At 62.4% G+C, this 15378-nt stretch carries 15 protein-coding genes; 10 read left to right on the top strand and 5 right to left on the bottom strand.

Features of this window, described 5'->3' with window-relative positions; translation table 11 throughout:
* A partial coding sequence (locus AC58EF_RS24280) for a tyrosine-type recombinase/integrase (protein WP_497279013.1) occupies positions 1-516 on the top strand: 516 nt, incomplete at its 5' end.
* Positions 513-1517 (top strand): site-specific integrase, encoded by a 1005-nt coding sequence (locus AC58EF_RS24275; RefSeq protein WP_497279011.1) that lies wholly within the window; start codon positions 513-515, stop codon positions 1515-1517. The genes AC58EF_RS24280 and AC58EF_RS24275, both read left to right, overlap by 4 nt.
* Positions 1518-1577: 60 nt before the next feature.
* Here AC58EF_RS24275 and AC58EF_RS24270 read toward each other — a convergent pair whose 3' ends face one another.
* A complete protein-coding gene (locus AC58EF_RS24270) occupies positions 1578-2444 on the bottom strand; it encodes an ArdC family protein (protein WP_497279009.1) in 867 nt (288 codons plus the stop codon).
* Positions 2445-2687: 243 nt separating this feature from the next.
* On the opposite strand from AC58EF_RS24270, the gene AC58EF_RS24265 reads away from it, so the two are divergent.
* Both AC58EF_RS24265 and AC58EF_RS24260 read left to right on the top strand, forming a co-directional pair.
* Complete coding sequence (locus AC58EF_RS24265) at positions 2688-3353, top strand: SOS response-associated peptidase (RefSeq protein ID WP_317152347.1); 666 nt, start codon at positions 2688-2690, stop codon at positions 3351-3353.
* A 59-nt stretch (positions 3354-3412) separates the two neighbouring features.
* Entirely contained in the window at positions 3413-4153 is a 741-nt protein-coding gene (locus tag AC58EF_RS24260; protein ID WP_317152348.1) for a hypothetical protein, read from the top strand.
* Positions 4154-4166: 13 nt separating this feature from the next.
* Here AC58EF_RS24260 and AC58EF_RS24255 read toward each other — a convergent pair whose 3' ends face one another.
* Positions 4167-4940 (bottom strand): hypothetical protein, encoded by a 774-nt coding sequence (locus tag AC58EF_RS24255; protein ID WP_317152349.1) that lies wholly within the window; start codon positions 4938-4940, stop codon positions 4167-4169.
* 517 nt (positions 4941-5457) lie between these two features.
* Here AC58EF_RS24255 and AC58EF_RS24250 point away from each other — a divergent pair.
* The 4 genes from AC58EF_RS24250 to AC58EF_RS24235 all read left to right on the top strand — a co-directional run bounded on the left by AC58EF_RS24250 (position 5458) and on the right by AC58EF_RS24235 (position 8878).
* Positions 5458-6822, top strand: coding sequence for a tyrosine-type recombinase/integrase (locus tag AC58EF_RS24250; protein ID WP_017502059.1), 1365 nt, complete (start codon positions 5458-5460; stop codon positions 6820-6822).
* 180 nt (positions 6823-7002) lie between these two features.
* On the top strand, positions 7003-8028 hold the full coding sequence (locus AC58EF_RS24245) for a cation diffusion facilitator family transporter (RefSeq protein WP_017502060.1): 1026 nt from the start codon (positions 7003-7005) through the stop codon (positions 8026-8028).
* Positions 8029-8090: 62 nt separating this feature from the next.
* Positions 8091-8453 (top strand): hypothetical protein, encoded by a 363-nt coding sequence (locus AC58EF_RS24240; RefSeq protein WP_228220262.1) that lies wholly within the window; start codon positions 8091-8093, stop codon positions 8451-8453.
* 74 nt (positions 8454-8527) lie between these two features.
* Positions 8528-8878, top strand: a complete 351-nt coding sequence (locus tag AC58EF_RS24235; RefSeq protein ID WP_017502062.1) for an ArsR/SmtB family transcription factor — start codon at positions 8528-8530, stop codon at positions 8876-8878.
* 83 nt (positions 8879-8961) lie between these two features.
* On the opposite strand, the gene AC58EF_RS24230 is transcribed toward AC58EF_RS24235, so the two are convergent.
* From AC58EF_RS24230 to AC58EF_RS24220, 3 genes are all read right to left on the bottom strand, one after another.
* Positions 8962-9864: a copper resistance protein B gene (locus AC58EF_RS24230; RefSeq protein ID WP_017502063.1), complete on the bottom strand. Its 903-nt coding sequence runs from the start codon at positions 9862-9864 to the stop codon at positions 8962-8964.
* A 119-nt stretch (positions 9865-9983) separates the two neighbouring features.
* The gene (locus AC58EF_RS24225; RefSeq protein WP_026109362.1) at positions 9984-11813 is read right to left on the bottom strand and encodes a copper resistance system multicopper oxidase; all 1830 of its coding nucleotides are present in this window, start codon (positions 11811-11813) and stop codon (positions 9984-9986) included.
* Positions 11814-11927: 114 nt separating this feature from the next.
* The gene (locus AC58EF_RS24220; protein WP_017502065.1) at positions 11928-12131 is read right to left on the bottom strand and encodes a heavy-metal-associated domain-containing protein; all 204 of its coding nucleotides are present in this window, start codon (positions 12129-12131) and stop codon (positions 11928-11930) included.
* A gap of 238 nt (positions 12132-12369) precedes the next feature.
* Between AC58EF_RS24220 and AC58EF_RS24215 the strand changes: the two genes are divergently transcribed.
* Positions 12370-14889, top strand: coding sequence for a heavy metal translocating P-type ATPase (locus tag AC58EF_RS24215; protein ID WP_017502066.1), 2520 nt, complete (start codon positions 12370-12372; stop codon positions 14887-14889).
* The gene (gene cueR / locus AC58EF_RS24210; protein WP_017502067.1) at positions 14886-15329 is read left to right on the top strand and encodes a Cu(I)-responsive transcriptional regulator; all 444 of its coding nucleotides are present in this window, start codon (positions 14886-14888) and stop codon (positions 15327-15329) included. Before AC58EF_RS24215 ends, cueR begins: the two co-directional genes overlap by 4 nt.
* The last annotated feature ends 49 nt before the right edge of the window (positions 15330-15378 follow it).

Raw genomic sequence — 15378 nt, 5'->3', positions numbered from 1 at the left:
GTGGACGACTTTTACGCCGCCCGCAGCAGGACTATCCCGCCGCTACCGTGGTCGAATATTGCTCCGCCGTTCTCAATCCTGCCGTTGTCCGACACCGTCATGACCGAGCTTCGAGCTTATCTTGATGCGCGGCAACGAGCAGGCGGATCGCAGGATCCCGGATCAGGCCTGTTCTGGCATGAGCAGCGCGGGGATCGCTACACCAAGCAAGCCGTCTCCTGGCTGCTCGTCAACGTCATACGTCGCGCCGGGCTGAAGCCAGCACGGGGGCGAACGGGTCCACGCCTCCACGATCTGCGCCACTCGATGGTCGTGAACCGTATCCTCGAATGGTACAAGGCGGGCATCAATCCGCAGGATCGTCTGCCGTTCCTCGCAACCTATCTTGGCCACCGGGATATCCACTCCACCTTGGTCTATATCACCGTGACGCAAGACCTCCTGCATCATGCCAACGAACGGTTCCGGGCGGTAGGCGCACCCTGCCTCAGTCTGGAGCGGGAGATGCGGTCATGAGCCAAGCCGATCGGTTCCCAACCCTGTTGCGCGCCTTCTTCTACGAATGGCTCGTTGAGCAGCGCAACGCGTCGATCCACACGGTCCGATCCTACCGCGACGCCTGGCGGCTGTTCCTGCGGTTCGTCGCGCAGCGCTCGAGGAAGAAGGTGGCGTTGATCATGCTGGCCGATCTGACCGCCGATGAGGTCATCGCGTTCCTCGGTCACGCCGAGCACGAGCGAGGCGGCACTATCGGCACGCGCAACTGCCGGCTCGCCGCCATCCGCAGCTTCTTCAACTTCGTTGCCACCAAGGATCCGACGTCGATCGTGCAATGCGTCGAAATCCTCAACATCCCAGTCAAGCGGGCGCCGGTATCGGAACCCTGCTATCTGGACCCGTCAGAGGTGACGGCGATCCTTGCGCAGCCGAACCGCTCGACAATCGAGGGCATGCGGGACCACGCGCTGCTCTCGTTCCTCTACAACAGCGGCGCGCGAATACAGGAGGCGCTCGGTCTATGTCCCGAGGCCATCCGCTTCGACGCGCCGAGCTGCGTGCGCCTCCTCGGCAAAGGGCGCAAAGAGCGCATCTGCCCGCTCTGGCCGGAGACTGTCCTGTTGTTGAGGAAGCTCCTCGAACGCCAGCCACGTGCACCGGAAGAGAGGCTGTTCGTCAACCGCTATGGCGAGCCGCTCAGCGCGTCTGGCGTCCGGTTCAAGCTTGCGACCTATGTGAAGGCCGCCGCTGAAACCTTGCCTTCGCTGCGTACCAAGCATGTGACGCCGCACAGCTTCCGCCACGCGACCGCCGTTCACCTCGTCTCCGCAGGCGTCGACGTCACGGTCATCCGCAGTTGGCTGGGCCATGTGAGCCTCGACACCACCAACCACTATGCGAGGGCCAATCTGGAGACGAAGAGGAAGGCGTTGGAACAGGTCGATGCACCGATCACCGGGAAAGCGCCGCCATCGTGGAAACGGGATGCGAGCCTGATAGCCTGGCTCGACGCACTCTGAAATAATGCGAAGGAACGTGAGGTGCTAGCGGCGCAAACTCGCCCTTCCGGCCGCGTTCCTTCACATTATCGCCACCTGAAGATTAATCAAGTTATGCTCACCTCGCCATAACTCGAGCCACGCCCCGATATAATCGGAATGGCGGACAGTGGGCTCGATGCCGAGCGCAGCGCAGACGAAGGCGCCGGCCATCTCGGCGACCAGTTCCTCACGTCCATATGTCTCCGAACCGAAGCGGCCGCTCTGATCCCGGTCGAGGCGCTCTTTGCTGCCCGTCCAGTGACCGAGTTCATGAAAAGCCGTCCGATTCCAGTTTATCGGATCGAAATAGCGCGACGGCGGCGGGACGCAGACCCGGTCGTTCGCAACGTCATAATATGCCTGATCTCCGCCAACACGGAAATCCGCGCCCGTCGCTTTGATCAGGGCTTCCGCCTCGGGAAGGATCTGATCGGGATCGGGTCGCGGGATCTCGGCGGTATAGGCGTCAGGCAGGCCCTCGCACTGGTCCAGATTGAACACCGTGAAGCGCTTCAGGAACGGTATCGTGCCTGGAGTGCGGCCTTCCTCGGCGGCCTGGCGCCGTTCAGCGCTGGGGGTGAAGCGGTGGGCATAGACGACAGTGGTTCCGGTCGCGCCTTTGCAGACATTGCCGCCGAGTTCGAGCGCCTGGCGAAAGGTCAGGAAGGCGTTGCTCGAAAATCCCCGCGAGACCACCGCGTGCCAAAGGATGAGAATATTTATGCCCGAGTAGCAGCGGCTACTCGACGCGTTGTGCGGTATCTGGAGCGGGGCCTTGGCCGAGGCCCAGGGCTGCACCCAGGGAACGCGGCCAGCTTCCAACTCGGCGATGATCTGGTCGGTGATGTCCTGATAGAGGGTCGGCCGGTCAGGACCTGACTGCCGGGATTTGAACTTGCGCGCCATCGCGTATCTCCGCGACGGGTCGGTCCCGAGCCTCTCTCGCGACGCTCAACCCGTCACGAAAATCCGGCTTTCCTCTCACTCTCGCGGGGGCGTTGCGGGGGCGGCATGCCCCCGCTCGCAGGGGTAGCGAAAGACCGCGTCGCGGGCTTGCGGTCAGGGGAAGCCTTTCCCTTCAATCCCTTCCGGCCAGAGTAGGCTGAGGGTATCGATTGCCCTGCACAGAAACGGCGGCATGATGCGGAGATGTGCGACCTCTACTCTCTGGTCAATGGTCAGGCGGCGATTCGCGAACTCGCCGAGGTCATGGCCGACCACACGGGCAACCTGCCGGAGATGGCCGGGATCTGTCCTGATTACCCGGCGCCCATTGTCCGCAACCAGGAAGGTGCCCGGAAAATGGTGATGGCGCGATGGGGCATGCCCGCGCCGGCCTTCGCGCTCGAAGGCAAATCGGTCGACAAGGGCGTGACTAACGTCCGCAATACGAAAAGTCCGCACTGGCGCCGCTGGCTCGGACCTCAATCACGCTGTCTGGTGCCGTTCACTTCGTTCAGGGAGCCGGACCAGTCACTCGGCGGCGACCGCAAGCCGGTCTGGTTCGCACTGAACGAGGATCGGCCGCTCGCATTCTTTGCGGGGATATGGACCCATTGGACCTCGGTTCGGAAAAAGGCCGAAGGCGAGATAAGCTGCGATCTGTTCGGCTTCTTGACCACGGAGGCCAATGCCGAGGTGGGGCGCTATCACCCCAAGGCAATGCCGGTGATCCTGACCGAAAAGGAGGAATGGGATAGCTGGCTCAACGCGCCTTGGGATGAAGTCGCGGCGTTGCAGCGCCCATTGCCCGATCATGCGCTGACTATCGTCGCCAAGGGCGACACGTCGGACGGAAGCGCAGTATTTCTATGAGCAGGCGATCCAGGCGCGACACCCGAGGCGCAAGACCGAAATTCCCCCCGCGCGACAAGGTGGCGACGCTTCACATCGACACCGATAACGAGCGTTTCGTGTTCACCACCAAGGACATGATCCAGAATCAATTGAGGCGTGATGGCCCGAAGATCCGGCGATCGTTCGATCTGGTGGCCAAGGACGATATCGCGGCGTGCAGCGCGGTATTCGGATTGGCAGCCGGCCTGTGCGTTCGGCATCTGCCGCGCTTGGACGACAATGGATACAAGGCGACGGTGTCCCGGCTGCTGTCGAGTGCGATGAGCACCTATCTGGCGAGCATTGAGGTCGCTCGGCATGGCTACCGGCGTCAATATGGGATGCTTGCCCGGTCATTGATCGAGACGATCGCCACGGTGATCGCGATCGCGATCCGGCCCACGGCTCTGGAACAGTTTCACGCCGGCACGCTGCAATCCACAAAATGCGTCGGATGGGCAAAGGAGGTGCTGGAGCCGCTTGGCATGTATTATGGCATGTTGAGCAATCAGTTCGTTCATATCGGGCCGGTTCATGCCGCGTTCGAACCGATCCGGCGCTATACGCCGGATGATGAAGCCCTCAGCTTCATTGTGAGTTCGATGCGCGGCAATGTGTGGATGCTGTTCCTGACGGCCGAGCTGGTGTTCCATGATGAAATCGGGAACTGCCGCTACTGGAAGCCGATGGGCGAAGGCGTTGCATTTGATCCGTCACCGGAAGAACGGCAATGGATGGCCAGTTTTCTGATTACGTCGGATGAGCGAGCATCGGCGTGAACGATAGGTAAGGTCACGTCGCCAGAAGCACTCTTGCATTGGCGAGAGCCGTCTCAACAAAGCGCGACGTATACCCGAAGGCAGAAATCGGCTCCGGCTGGTGCGCCTTTCCCGGCGCGATGAGCTTCGTTCCCGAGACGATCTGAAACTGACTCACCTCGATGGGGTCACCTTCATGAAAGACGAAAACATCTTCGGTCTCGAAGTGATCCGCCGGGATGTCCGCGAAGCTCTGGGCGGCGTTTCCCTGTAGATGCCAACCGATTGCGACCGCGTTCGCCTTCGTTGGCACCAGTTCCCAATGCTTGCCGCTGAGGGAGACTTCCTTGACCACATCAATGTGGACAAGGCCTGCCGCGTGCTCGGCGAAGGTTGCAGCGACCAGATACAGCCAGGCTTCGGGCATCCCGCGTTTGCGCATGTCCTGCAGGCGGGTGTCGATCGCGGGTTTCACGGCGCCTGCCAAATTGGAGTCGGTATCGGGCTGAAGTGCCCATGGCCAGGCGATCTGAGGGGAACGTGGCACCCCAGCCTGCCGGGCGGCCGTGGCGATGATGTTGTCGAGCGACTGGAACATGGCGTTCGCAGCCTCGCAAGCAATCGGCTTCAGCTGGGGAAACAGTCCGCGATTGAAGTGCAGCGAGTAGATGTGACGATCATCATCGCCCCTATGGTGGCGAAGCTGCCATGTCCGGTCATTCTCTCCATAGGCGAGCGAACGATACTCAGCGGTGTGGTGCTGCGCGCGATCGTACCAGGCTTGGGCATCAGCGAGTTCGTCGGACATTCTTCTCCCTCTCGTTTCCAGCGATAGAGAGAAGACGTTTCTTTCCCGTTGCGCCGAAACGGAACGATCATGATCTGCTCGCGGGTCCGGTCTGCGATCCTGATACGCTCGATTCGACAACGACGCGGACGGGCGCCGTCCAATGAGAGAGGCGCTTCCGCAAGAAGCTACAGAAACCACGCAAAACCAAGGAGAATCGGGGGGAGTTGAGCGCAAGGTGCTTCCGTGGCCAGCCAACGCTTCGCATGACCACGATTGCCGATGGCCGATAAGGCGCTGATATTTGAGGGAAAATTGGCGCACTCGACAGGATTCGAACCTGTGGCCTCCGCCTTCGGAGCTAGAACCACAACGCTACGACAGGCTTACCAATCCAACGCTAGAGTACGATAACACGCTGTTTATACAGCATTTTATTGATCGTAAGGGTTCTCTGTGCTACGCCAACGACACCCACAGTTTTCGATACGGTGGTGAGATTTTGGTGAGTTTTTGAGCCCGCACTAGCGAGGTACTTATGTCGAAACTTACGAAAACCGTCGTGGACAAGTCCGAACCACGCGACCGTCAATACACCGTTTGGTGCGGCGAGCTGAAGGGCTTTGGCGTCTTCGTCCTGCCCTCCGGCACCCGGACCTACTTCGTCGATTATCGAAACGCCAACAATGTGCGGCGGCGGATGAAGCTGGGCCGGCACGGACAGATCACCGCCGAGCAAGCGCGCACGCTGGCCATTCAAGCCCTGGCCGAAGTCTCCAAGGGGAACGATCCCCTCGAAAACCGGAACAGCGCGCGCAAGGCGATCTCGGTAAAGGAGCTTTGCGAGCTGTATATCGCGGAACTCGAAGCCGGCCGCATCCTCGGCAAGGGCGGGCGGCCGAAGAAGGCCAGCACCAAGATCACCGACCTCGGCCGGATCAACCGCCACATCATCCCACTCCTGGGCAAGAAGCGCGTCACCCACGTCACCAAGGCCGACGTGACGACCATGATGAAGGACATCATGGCGGGCAAGACGCGCGGGATCGAGAAGACGGAGAAACTGCGCGGTAAGTCGATCGTACGGGGCGGCATCGGCGTCGCTAGCCGCACCGTCGGTCTCCTGGGTGGCATCTTCACCTATGCACGGGATGACCTGGGCATCATCGAGGTCAATCCGGCGCATGGCATCCGCAAGCCCAAGGACGCCGTGCGCCAGCGCCGTCTGAACGAGGACGAGTATCGCGCCCTCGGGCGCATCCTTGCCAATGCCGCCGAGGATGAACGCTACACGCGCACCGTGGAGATGATCCGTCAGATCGCCATGTCGGGTTGCCGGCGCAGTGAGGTCATCAAGCTGCGCAAAACGGAACTCGACACCGTGGGGAGTTGCTTCCGGTTCGAGGATACGAAGGAAGGTCAGTCCGTGCGGCCGATGGGCTTGCCGGTGCTGGAGTATTTCGACGAGCGGGACATGAGCGGCGACAGCCCCTATGTGTTTCCCGGCGAGCGGAACCTGGCCAAGCCGTTCGGCAGCTTCCCTCGGCATTGGGAAAAGATCTTCGCCGGGACGGAGCTGGCGGACATCACCGCTCATGTACTGCGCCACAGCTTCGCCAGCCTGGCGAACGACCTTGGTTTCACCGAGATCACCATCGCGGCGCTTCTCGGCCATGCCACCGGCTCTATCACCAGCCGTTATGTGCATACGCTCGATGCAGCCCTCGTCATGGCGGCCGATACGGTGTCCGGCTACATCCATGCGCTGCTCAATGGTGCTGAGCTGACACATACACATTATGCGCTTGATCGGGGCTCGCGTAAGGCTGCGTTGGTTCGGTTTCTGACGCCCCATCAAGACTCAACAGCACAAGCTGAAACGTCACAACGGCTGGCCGCCTGACAATTGCACACGATGGTATGGGATGCAGGCCGCTCCTAGACCGATGCGGCTTTCATCCCCAAAACTGTCTAAAGAACAAGAGGTCGGCCGGGTCATTATCCATCGGCACATAGGCATATTGACATACATTATATGAACACATATTGATGTGTTTAATGTATATGTCATGAAAGCTCGATAATGGCCCACTCGCACGCCGACCATGGTCATGGCCACGATCACGACCACGATCATTCGCACACGCCGACCATCACCAGCGACAATGAGCGCAAGGTGCTGCTGTCGTTCGGCCTGATCTTCACCTTCATGGCGGTCGAGGTCGTGGGCGGTCTGCTTTCAGGGTCGCTGGCGCTGCTGGCGGACGCCGGCCATATGATGACCGACGCGGCGGCGCTGGCGCTCGCCTATGCCGCCTTCCGTTTCGGCCAGCGCGCGGCTGATTCCAAACGCACCTTCGGCTATCTGCGTTTCGAGGTGATCGCCGGCTTCGTCAACGCCGTCACCCTGTTCGCGATCGTCGGCTGGATCGTCTATGAAGCCTGGCAGCGCTTTCAGGAGCCGCAGCCGATCCTTGCCGGCCCGATGTTCGGGGTCGCGATCGCGGGGCTGCTGGTCAATATCCTCGTCTTCTGGATTCTGACGCGCGGCGACAGCGAGCATGTCAACATCAAGGGCGCGGCGCTCCACGTCATGGGCGACCTGCTCGGCTCGGTCGGCGCCGTGGGCGCGGCGATCGTGATCTACCTGACGGGCTGGACGCCGATCGACCCCATCCTGTCGGTGGTCGTCTCCCTGCTGGTACTGCGTAGCGCATGGAAACTGGCGGGCAAGTCGCTGCACATCCTGCTCGAAGGCGCGCCCGACGGCGCGGCGCCGGAGAAGATCGAGCGCCATATTCTGGAGCATGTGCCGGGCGTGGCTGCGGTCGGCCATATCCATGTCTGGTCGATCACGTCGGGCCGCACGCTGGCGACGATGCACGTCCGACCGGCGAACGACACCGAGGCCCGCGTAGTGGTGCGTGCAGTGGAACGCGAGTTGGAGAGCCATTTCGAGATCGAGCACGCCACTGTAGCGGTGGATTGGAACGAGGAAGGCGAGACGTGCAGCCTCGCTCCCGGCAGCAAGCGGGATGAGGGACGCGGACCTGGGCACGACCATCCCAGCCACAGCCACGGCGGCGTGAAACACGCTTGCTCCCACTGATAGGCGGACGTTGGTGCAGCCTATCTGAAATGCTCTGTCAGACTGCCTCCCGGTGCCTGAAGGTGGCTCTTGGCAATGAACGGGAACCAAACGCCCGCAGGAACATCGCTGTTCTCACTGCCGCGCAAGCCTTGGGCGGCGCCAGCCCGCCGATCGTGATGTCGCTCGGCGGGCTGGTCGGTCAGCAACTCTCGCCCGATCCCGCCTGGGTTACCTTCCCCGTCAGCCTGTTCGGACTCGGCCTTCGCGACCACAGCGGCTGTTTCCTTTCTTGCCGGCACGATCTTGCACAGCTCGGGTTGGATGGCGATCAATTGGCTGATTTTCCCGGTAATCGCGACGAGCCTCATTCCGCTGCTGCTCCGGCAAGCCGGTTCCACAAGTGCAAGGGGATGATCGAGGAAAACCGGCAATTGGTTGGCTAGCGGGTGGTCAAGGCTGGCCCTAGAAGGATCATAAATCTACACATCGTCATATATTCACGTATAAGAGGCTCCTGATGTCCGACACCACCAACTCTGACGATCATGGCAATCCTAAGCATTCTCAGGGACTGTCGAGCCACGACGTAACGATCCTGGCCGAAACTTTCCGCTTGCTGGGCGATCCCTCCCGCCTGCGTATTCTGCTCTATTGCCTGCAAACGCCGCGATCGGTGGGCGACATCGCCGAAAGCCTCGATCTGTCGCAAACGCTGGTCAGCCACCATCTGCGCCTCCTGCGCGGCGCGCGCCTCGTCCGTAGCGAGCGACACGGCAAGCAGATATTCTATGAAGTGGCGGATGCCCATGTGAGCACCATGCTCATCGACATGGCCAGCCATATGGATGAGGATCACGACGACGAATGATCGCGCCCAGTAATATTTGTTCACAGAAAGACAGGAGGACCGGCGCACCTCGATCAGGCCCGCCGGTCCGATAACCATATCCCTCAGAACCAGGACCGGATTCCGATCAGGAAATTCCACCCACCTCTGCTTTCAGCGCGGGCGCGGCGAAAATCCGCCGTGTCGCCAAAGGCGCGTTCATATTTCACGCCGATATAGGGCGCGAACTCCGGCACGAACTGGTAGCGCAGACGCAACCCCAACTCGGCGGTGGACAGCCCGGAACCGATGCCCAGCTCGGGAACGTCCTGCGCGGAGAAGTTCAGTTCGGCGGTTGGCTGGAGGATCAGCTTCTGGGTCAGGCGCTGGTCATATTCCGCTTCGATTCGCGCGGTGACGTCACCCTTGTCGGACAGGAACAGCGCACTGTCGATCTCGAACCAGTAAGGGGCAAGGCCCTGAACGCCGATGACAGCGTAGGTGCGGTCCGGTCCGGACCGAAAATCGTGGCGTATGCCGGCCTGGAGGTTCCACCACGGATCGAGCGCGTGGCTCCAGAGCGCCTGCGCCTCGACACTTTCCGGGCTGTCGTCGAAGTGGCTTTCGCCTTCGGTCTTGAGCCAGAGCTTGTCGATATCGCCGCCATACCAGCCCTGCACGTCCCAGGCATAGCCGTCCTTGCCCTTGCCGATCACGGCTTCGAGCTGATCGATCAGGATATTGTGGCTTTTGATATCGCCATGTTCGCGGCGCACGATTTCGCGCGCCGGAGCCATGGCCGCCGCGCCGAATATGGCATCGGCGGCGTGATCGGGGCCGCCCATGGCCGCCGCCGATGGCCCGCGCACCGGCGGGTCGGGAATGCCCGGTTCATGGCCTGCATGGGCCTGGTGCGCTTCCATCGGCGCGGCTGAAGGCATGGCGTGGCCGGCATGAGGATCGGGCGCTGCGGAGGGTTCCGGCGGCATGTCGTGCCCCGCATGGGGATTGCCTTCGGCACCGTCCATACGATGCCCCGCATGGGAATCGGCCGGGTCCTGCTGTGAGGCGCCAGCATGACTCCGGTGATCGTGTTGCGCTCAAGCGGGAGTCGCGACGGCGAGGAGAGCGATGCCCACGAGCCGCATCATGCCGCGTCTCCGTCGAGCGGACGGACGGTGACGACGCGAAACATCCCGGCGTGCATGTGGAGCAGCAGATGGCAGTGAAACGCCCAGTCGCCGGGCGCATCGGCGGTCAGGTCGAAGCTGACCTTGCCGCCCGGCAGCACATTGACGGTGTGCTTGCGCGGATAGCTGCCGGTATGACCGTTCACCAGTTCGAAGAAATGGCCGTGCAGGTGGATGGGATGGGTCATCATCGTGTCGTTGATGAGGGTAACGCGGGCGCGTTCATTGCGCTCGAAGCGGATCGGTTCCACGCCCTCGCTGAACTTCTCGCCATCGAACGACCACATGAACCGTTCCATGTTGCCGGTGAGGTGGACCTCGACCGTGCGCTGCGGCGGGCGCGTGTCGGGATTGGGCGTCAAGGACATCAGATCGCGATAGGTCAGCACCTTATGGCCGACATCTTCGAGGCCCAGCCCCGGATCGCCGGTGCGATCGACCGGCGCCATGGCGATGGCGTCCACGCCCACACCGACCTTGACGCTGTCGGGAACCAAAGACTTGTCACGCATGTTCATGCCGCCCATCGAATGGGAACCGCCATGATCCATGCCGCTGTGATCCATCCCGCCATGGTCTGCTGTCACCGCGTCTGCCCCGGCCGCCATCGCGCCATGGCCCATGGCACTATGGTCCATTCCCGCCATTGATCCGTGGTCCATGCCGCCCATGCCCATGTCCTTCATGGTGAGCGTGGGACGCGGGCGCAGCGGCGGAATCGGCGCCGTCATCCCCATACGGGATGCGAGCGTGGCGCTCGCCATGCCGGAACGATCGATCGATTCCGCCACCAGCGTGAACGCCTTGTCCTCGGCGGGTTCGATGATGGCGTCATAAGTTTCGGCATTGCCGATCTGGAACTCGTCGACCGTTACGGGTCGGACATTCTGGCCATCGGCGCTGACCACCGTCATCGGCAGGCCGGGGATACGGATATTGAAGATCGTCATGGTGGCGGCATTGATGAAGCGCAGCCGCACCCGCTCGCCGGGACGGAACAGGCCGGTCCAGTTCTCCTGCGGGCCATGACCGTTGATGAGATAGGTGTAGGTGACGGCCGTCACGTCGGAAATGTCGGTGGGGTCCATCCGCATCTGCGCCCACATGGCGCGGTCCGATGCCGACATTTCCTCCTCGGGGCCGCCCTTCATCATGCCGAACAATGTCTGTTTCTGGCGATTGAAGTAGCCGCCTTCCGCCTTGAGCTTGGTGATGAGAGCGTGCGGATGCAGGAACGTCCAGTCGCTCAGCACGATCACATGCTCGCGATCATAAGCGATCGGATCGGGCTCGGCGGGATCGATCACGATCGGACCATAATGGCCCTGTTGTTCCTGAAGGCCGCTATGGCTGTGATACCAATAGGTGCCGCTTTGCAGCAACGGAAAGTCATAGACGAAGGTCGAACGCGGCTTGATCCCCGGAAAGCTGAGGCCGGGCACGCCGTCCATCTGGAATGGCACGAGCAGCCCGTGCCAGTGGATCGAGCTGTCCTCGTCGAGCGTGTTCTCGACGTGCAACCGCACATTCTGCCCCTCGCGCAGCCGGATCAGCGGCGCGGGCAATACACCATTCATAGTCACGGCGTGACCGGTCCGCCCGCCTACGGTGAAAGGCGTATTGGCAATCCTGAGGTGAATATCCTCGCCCGAGAGTGTGGGCAGGGTCGGTACAAGCCCGGTCGAGCCGGTTCTGGCCCAGGCGGGAACAAGCCCCGTGATGCCGAGTCCGGCTATGCCGATGGCTCCCGCTCGTAAAAACGACCTGCGCTCAATGAATGGTGTCATGTCTCTATGTCCTGCAGGTGCCCGATTTTCGGAAACGGGAACAAGGGCCGGAAATGCCGGACGGACGACAGCCGTCATCCGCCCGGTCGGACCTGGTGGTATGGCTACGCCTCCCTATGCCACTTCAATAGCGCGCGCGGGATAGCCGTCCTCGGCGAGCGCGACTTCGATAGCTTGCGCGCTAGCCACGGTATCGACCGTGACCTTCTTGTCCGCGATACTCACCTCGACCTTCGCATTGGCGTCGATCGCGGTGATCGCTTGCGCGATGTGCTTGATGCATGAACCGCAGCTCATGTTTTCGACGTGGAATTGCATGGGAAATCTCCATTGTTCCTGACAACGGATCACAAGCTAATCTTTCCCATCGTTGGAGGGTCAAGGCCGTTTTTCGCGGTCGCTATCGGAAAGGAGATCACGGCCCTACCGTTGAGCCATGTGCTTGCGAGGGCGGCTTGCTCTCATCAGGTCAGGATATATTTTGCCCTTGACCTTCCCATCATTGGAACCTGCATCTTGCGACAAATTCCAATCGTGAAGTGTGGAGTATCGAGCCATGATAGCCGCAGAAACCCTGAGAGATTCGGACGAATCCATCGATTCGGCGATCAGCTTGCCGATTGAGGGCATGACCTGCGCGTCCTGTGTGGCCCGCATCGAACGGTCGCTGAGCAAGGTCGAGGGCGTACAGTCCGTCAGCGTCAATCTGGCGACCGAACGCGCCGACATTCGAGCAAACGCCGACATTCGAGCAAACGCCGCCGTCGACCGAAAGGCGCTGGTGCGGGCCGTCGAGGCCGCCGGCTACAGCGTGCCATCTGTCGCCGGCATCGAACTGGCGGTGGAGGGAATGACCTGCGCATCCTGCGTCGGTCGCGTGGAGCGGGCGCTCAAAGCTGTCCCCGGCGTCACCGAGGCGATAGTCAACCTAGCGACCGAACGCGCGAGCGTGCGCGGCGCGGCCGATGTTGAGGCGCTCATCGCAGCGATCGCGGGCGCGGGCTATACAGCGCGCCCAATTGAGGCCAGCGTTTCTGGCGACGAGGAAGCGGCCGAGCGGAAGGACGCCGAGCGCCGGGCGCTGAAGCGCGATCTCACCCTTGCGACCGTACTGGCGCTGCCGGTGTTCCTGCTCGAAATGGGCAGCCACGTCATTCCCGGCGTCCATGGCTTGATCGACCGCACGATCGGCATGCAGGCAAGCTGGTATCTCCAGTTCGTCCTGACGACGCTGGTGCTCGCCTTCCCCGGCATCCGTTTCTACAAGGCGGGCCTGCCCGCGCTGGCGCGGCTGGCGCCGGACATGAACTCGCTGGTTGCCGTCGGCACGCTGGCCGCCTACGGCTATTCGCTGGTCGCGACTTTCGCGCCCGGTCTGCTGCCCGCCGGGACGGTCAACGTCTATTATGAAGCGGCGGCGGTCATCGTTGCGCTGATCCTGTTGGGCCGTTACCTCGAAGCCCGTGCAAAGGGCCGCACCTCCGAAGCGATCAAGCGGCTGGTGGGATTGCAGGCCAAGACCGCCCGCGTGCGCCGCGACAGCGCGGTGTTCGAGGTTTCCATTAGCGAGGTCATCACCGGCGACATTATCGAAGTGCGTCCCGGCGAGCGCATCCCCGTCGATGGCGAAGTGACCGAGGGCGAGAGCTATGTCGACGAGTCGATGATCACCGGCGAACCCATCCCGGTCGCCAAGGCTGAGGGCGCCACGCTGGTCGGCGGCACCGTCAATCAGCAGGGCGCGCTGGCGTTCCGCGCCACCGCCGTTGGCGGCGCGACGATGCTGGCGCAGATCATCCGCATGGTCGAGCAGGCGCAGGGATCGAAGCTGCCGATTCAGGCGCTGGTCGACAAGGTGACGATGTGGTTCGTCCCCGCCGTGTTCGGTGTGGCGGCGCTGACTTTCGCAGCCTGGCTGTGGTTCGGCCCGTCGCCCGCACTGACCTTTGCACTGGTGAATGCGGTCGCCGTGCTCATCATCGCCTGCCCCTGCGCTATGGGGCTGGCGACGCCGACCGCCATCATGGTCGGCACCGGGCGCGGAGCGGAACTGGGTATCTTGTTCCGCAAGGGCGAGGCGCTGCAACTGCTGAAGGACGCCAGGGTTGTCGCGGTCGACAAGACCGGCACGCTGACCGAAGGTCGTCCCGCGCTCACCGACCTGCAAGTGACGGACGGCTTCGACCGGGCGGCGGTGCTGGGTCTGGTCGCCGCTGTCGAGGACAAGTCGGAGCATCCGATCGCCCGCGCAATCGTCGACGCGGCCAAGGCGGAAGGTATTGCGCTGCCCGCGATTACCGACTTCGACTCTATCACCGGCTTCGGTGTCAAGGCGGTGGCGGGTGGCGAGCTGGTCCAGATCGGTGCCGATCGCTACATGCGCGAGCTTGGGCTGGACGTGGCCGCCTTTGCGGAGACAGCACAGCGGTTGGGGCAGGAAGGCAAGTCGCCGCTCTATGCCGCCATTGGCGGGCGGCTTGCCGCGATCATCGCGGTGGCCGATCCGATCAAGGCGACCACGCCGGCAGCCATCGCGGCGCTGCACGCGCTCGGCCTCAAGGTTGCGATGCTGACCGGCGACAACCGCATGACGGCCGAGGCTATCGCCCGCCAGCTCGGTATCGACGAAGTGGTCGCCGAAGTCCTGCCCGAAGGGAAGGTGGAGGCGATAGCCCGGCTCAAGGCCGAGCATGGCCGCGTCGCCTTCGTCGGGGATGGCATCAACGATGCGCCCGCGCTGGCGGCTGCCGATATCGGCCTAGCGGTCGGCACCGGCACGGATATCGCGATCGAGGCGGCCGATGTCGTGCTGATGTCGGGCCATCTGAACGGTGTGGCGACGGCCATCGCCCTGTCGCGCGCGACGATTGGCAATATCCGCCAGAACCTGTTCTGGGCGTTCGCCTACAACACGGCGCTGATCCCGGTCGCGGCAGGCGTGCTCTATCCGAGCCTGGGCATCCTGTTCTCGCCGGTGTTCGCGGCGGGTGCTATGGCGATGTCGAGCATCTTCGTCTTGGGTAATTCGTTGCGCCTGCGCGGTTTTCAGCCACGCGAGACAGGAGGAACGGCATGAACATCGGACAAGCCTCCAAGGCGTCGGGCGTCTCCGCCAAGATGATCCGCTATTACGAGCAGACCGGCCTCATTCCGAAAGCCGATCGCAAGGACTCCGGCTATCGCGATTACTCGCCATCGGATGTTCATATGCTGCGGTTCATCCGGCGGGCGCGTGATCTCGGTTTCTCGGTCGCGGAGATCAACGATCTTCTGAGCCTCTGGCGGGACAAGGCCCGCCAGAGCGCCGATGTGAAGCGGATCGCGCAGGCCCATATCGCCCAGCTTCAGGAGCGGATCGAAAATCTGAACCAGATGGCCGCGACGCTCGGAACGCTGGTGGATTGCTGCGCGGGCGATGATCGGCCTGACTGCCCGATCCTTGCCGATCTGGAGGAACCCGGCGCCGCGCCAGCATCCGTGCCGGCGGCAACGGGCCGCCTTCGGCACCGACCGTAAACGAATCAGATATTCGACACCGCTCCACGATGCGGCGCCGCTCCCGCTA

The organism is Sphingobium sp. WR1 (assembly GCF_059693745.1).
This window is presented reverse-complemented; position numbering and strand designations above follow the sequence as displayed.

Bases quoted from the DNA above. Each gene is read 5' to 3' on its own strand.
- AC58EF_RS24235 (WP_017502062.1), top strand. From the start codon at position 8,528: ATGTCCGACACCACCAACTCTGACGATCATGGCAATCCTAAGCATTCT.
- AC58EF_RS24225 (WP_026109362.1), bottom strand. From the start codon at position 11,813: ATGACACCATTCATTGAGCGCAGGTCGTTTTTACGAGCGGGAGCCATC.
- AC58EF_RS24215 (WP_017502066.1), top strand. From the start codon at position 12,370: ATGATAGCCGCAGAAACCCTGAGAGATTCGGACGAATCCATCGATTCG.
- cueR (WP_017502067.1), top strand. From the start codon at position 14,886: ATGAACATCGGACAAGCCTCCAAGGCGTCGGGCGTCTCCGCCAAGATG.
- AC58EF_RS24255 (WP_317152349.1), bottom strand. From the start codon at position 4,940: ATGTCCGACGAACTCGCTGATGCCCAAGCCTGGTACGATCGCGCGCAG.
- AC58EF_RS24220 (WP_017502065.1), bottom strand. From the start codon at position 12,131: ATGCAATTCCACGTCGAAAACATGAGCTGCGGTTCATGCATCAAGCAC.
- AC58EF_RS24265 (WP_317152347.1), top strand. From the start codon at position 2,688: ATGTGCGACCTCTACTCTCTGGTCAATGGTCAGGCGGCGATTCGCGAA.
- AC58EF_RS24250 (WP_017502059.1), top strand. From the start codon at position 5,458: ATGTCGAAACTTACGAAAACCGTCGTGGACAAGTCCGAACCACGCGAC.
- AC58EF_RS24245 (WP_017502060.1), top strand. From the start codon at position 7,003: ATGGCCCACTCGCACGCCGACCATGGTCATGGCCACGATCACGACCAC.
- AC58EF_RS24275 (WP_497279011.1), top strand. From the start codon at position 513: ATGAGCCAAGCCGATCGGTTCCCAACCCTGTTGCGCGCCTTCTTCTAC.
- AC58EF_RS24270 (WP_497279009.1), bottom strand. From the start codon at position 2,444: ATGGCGCGCAAGTTCAAATCCCGGCAGTCAGGTCCTGACCGGCCGACC.
- AC58EF_RS24230 (WP_017502063.1), bottom strand. From the start codon at position 9,864: ATGGACGGTGCCGAAGGCAATCCCCATGCGGGGCACGACATGCCGCCG.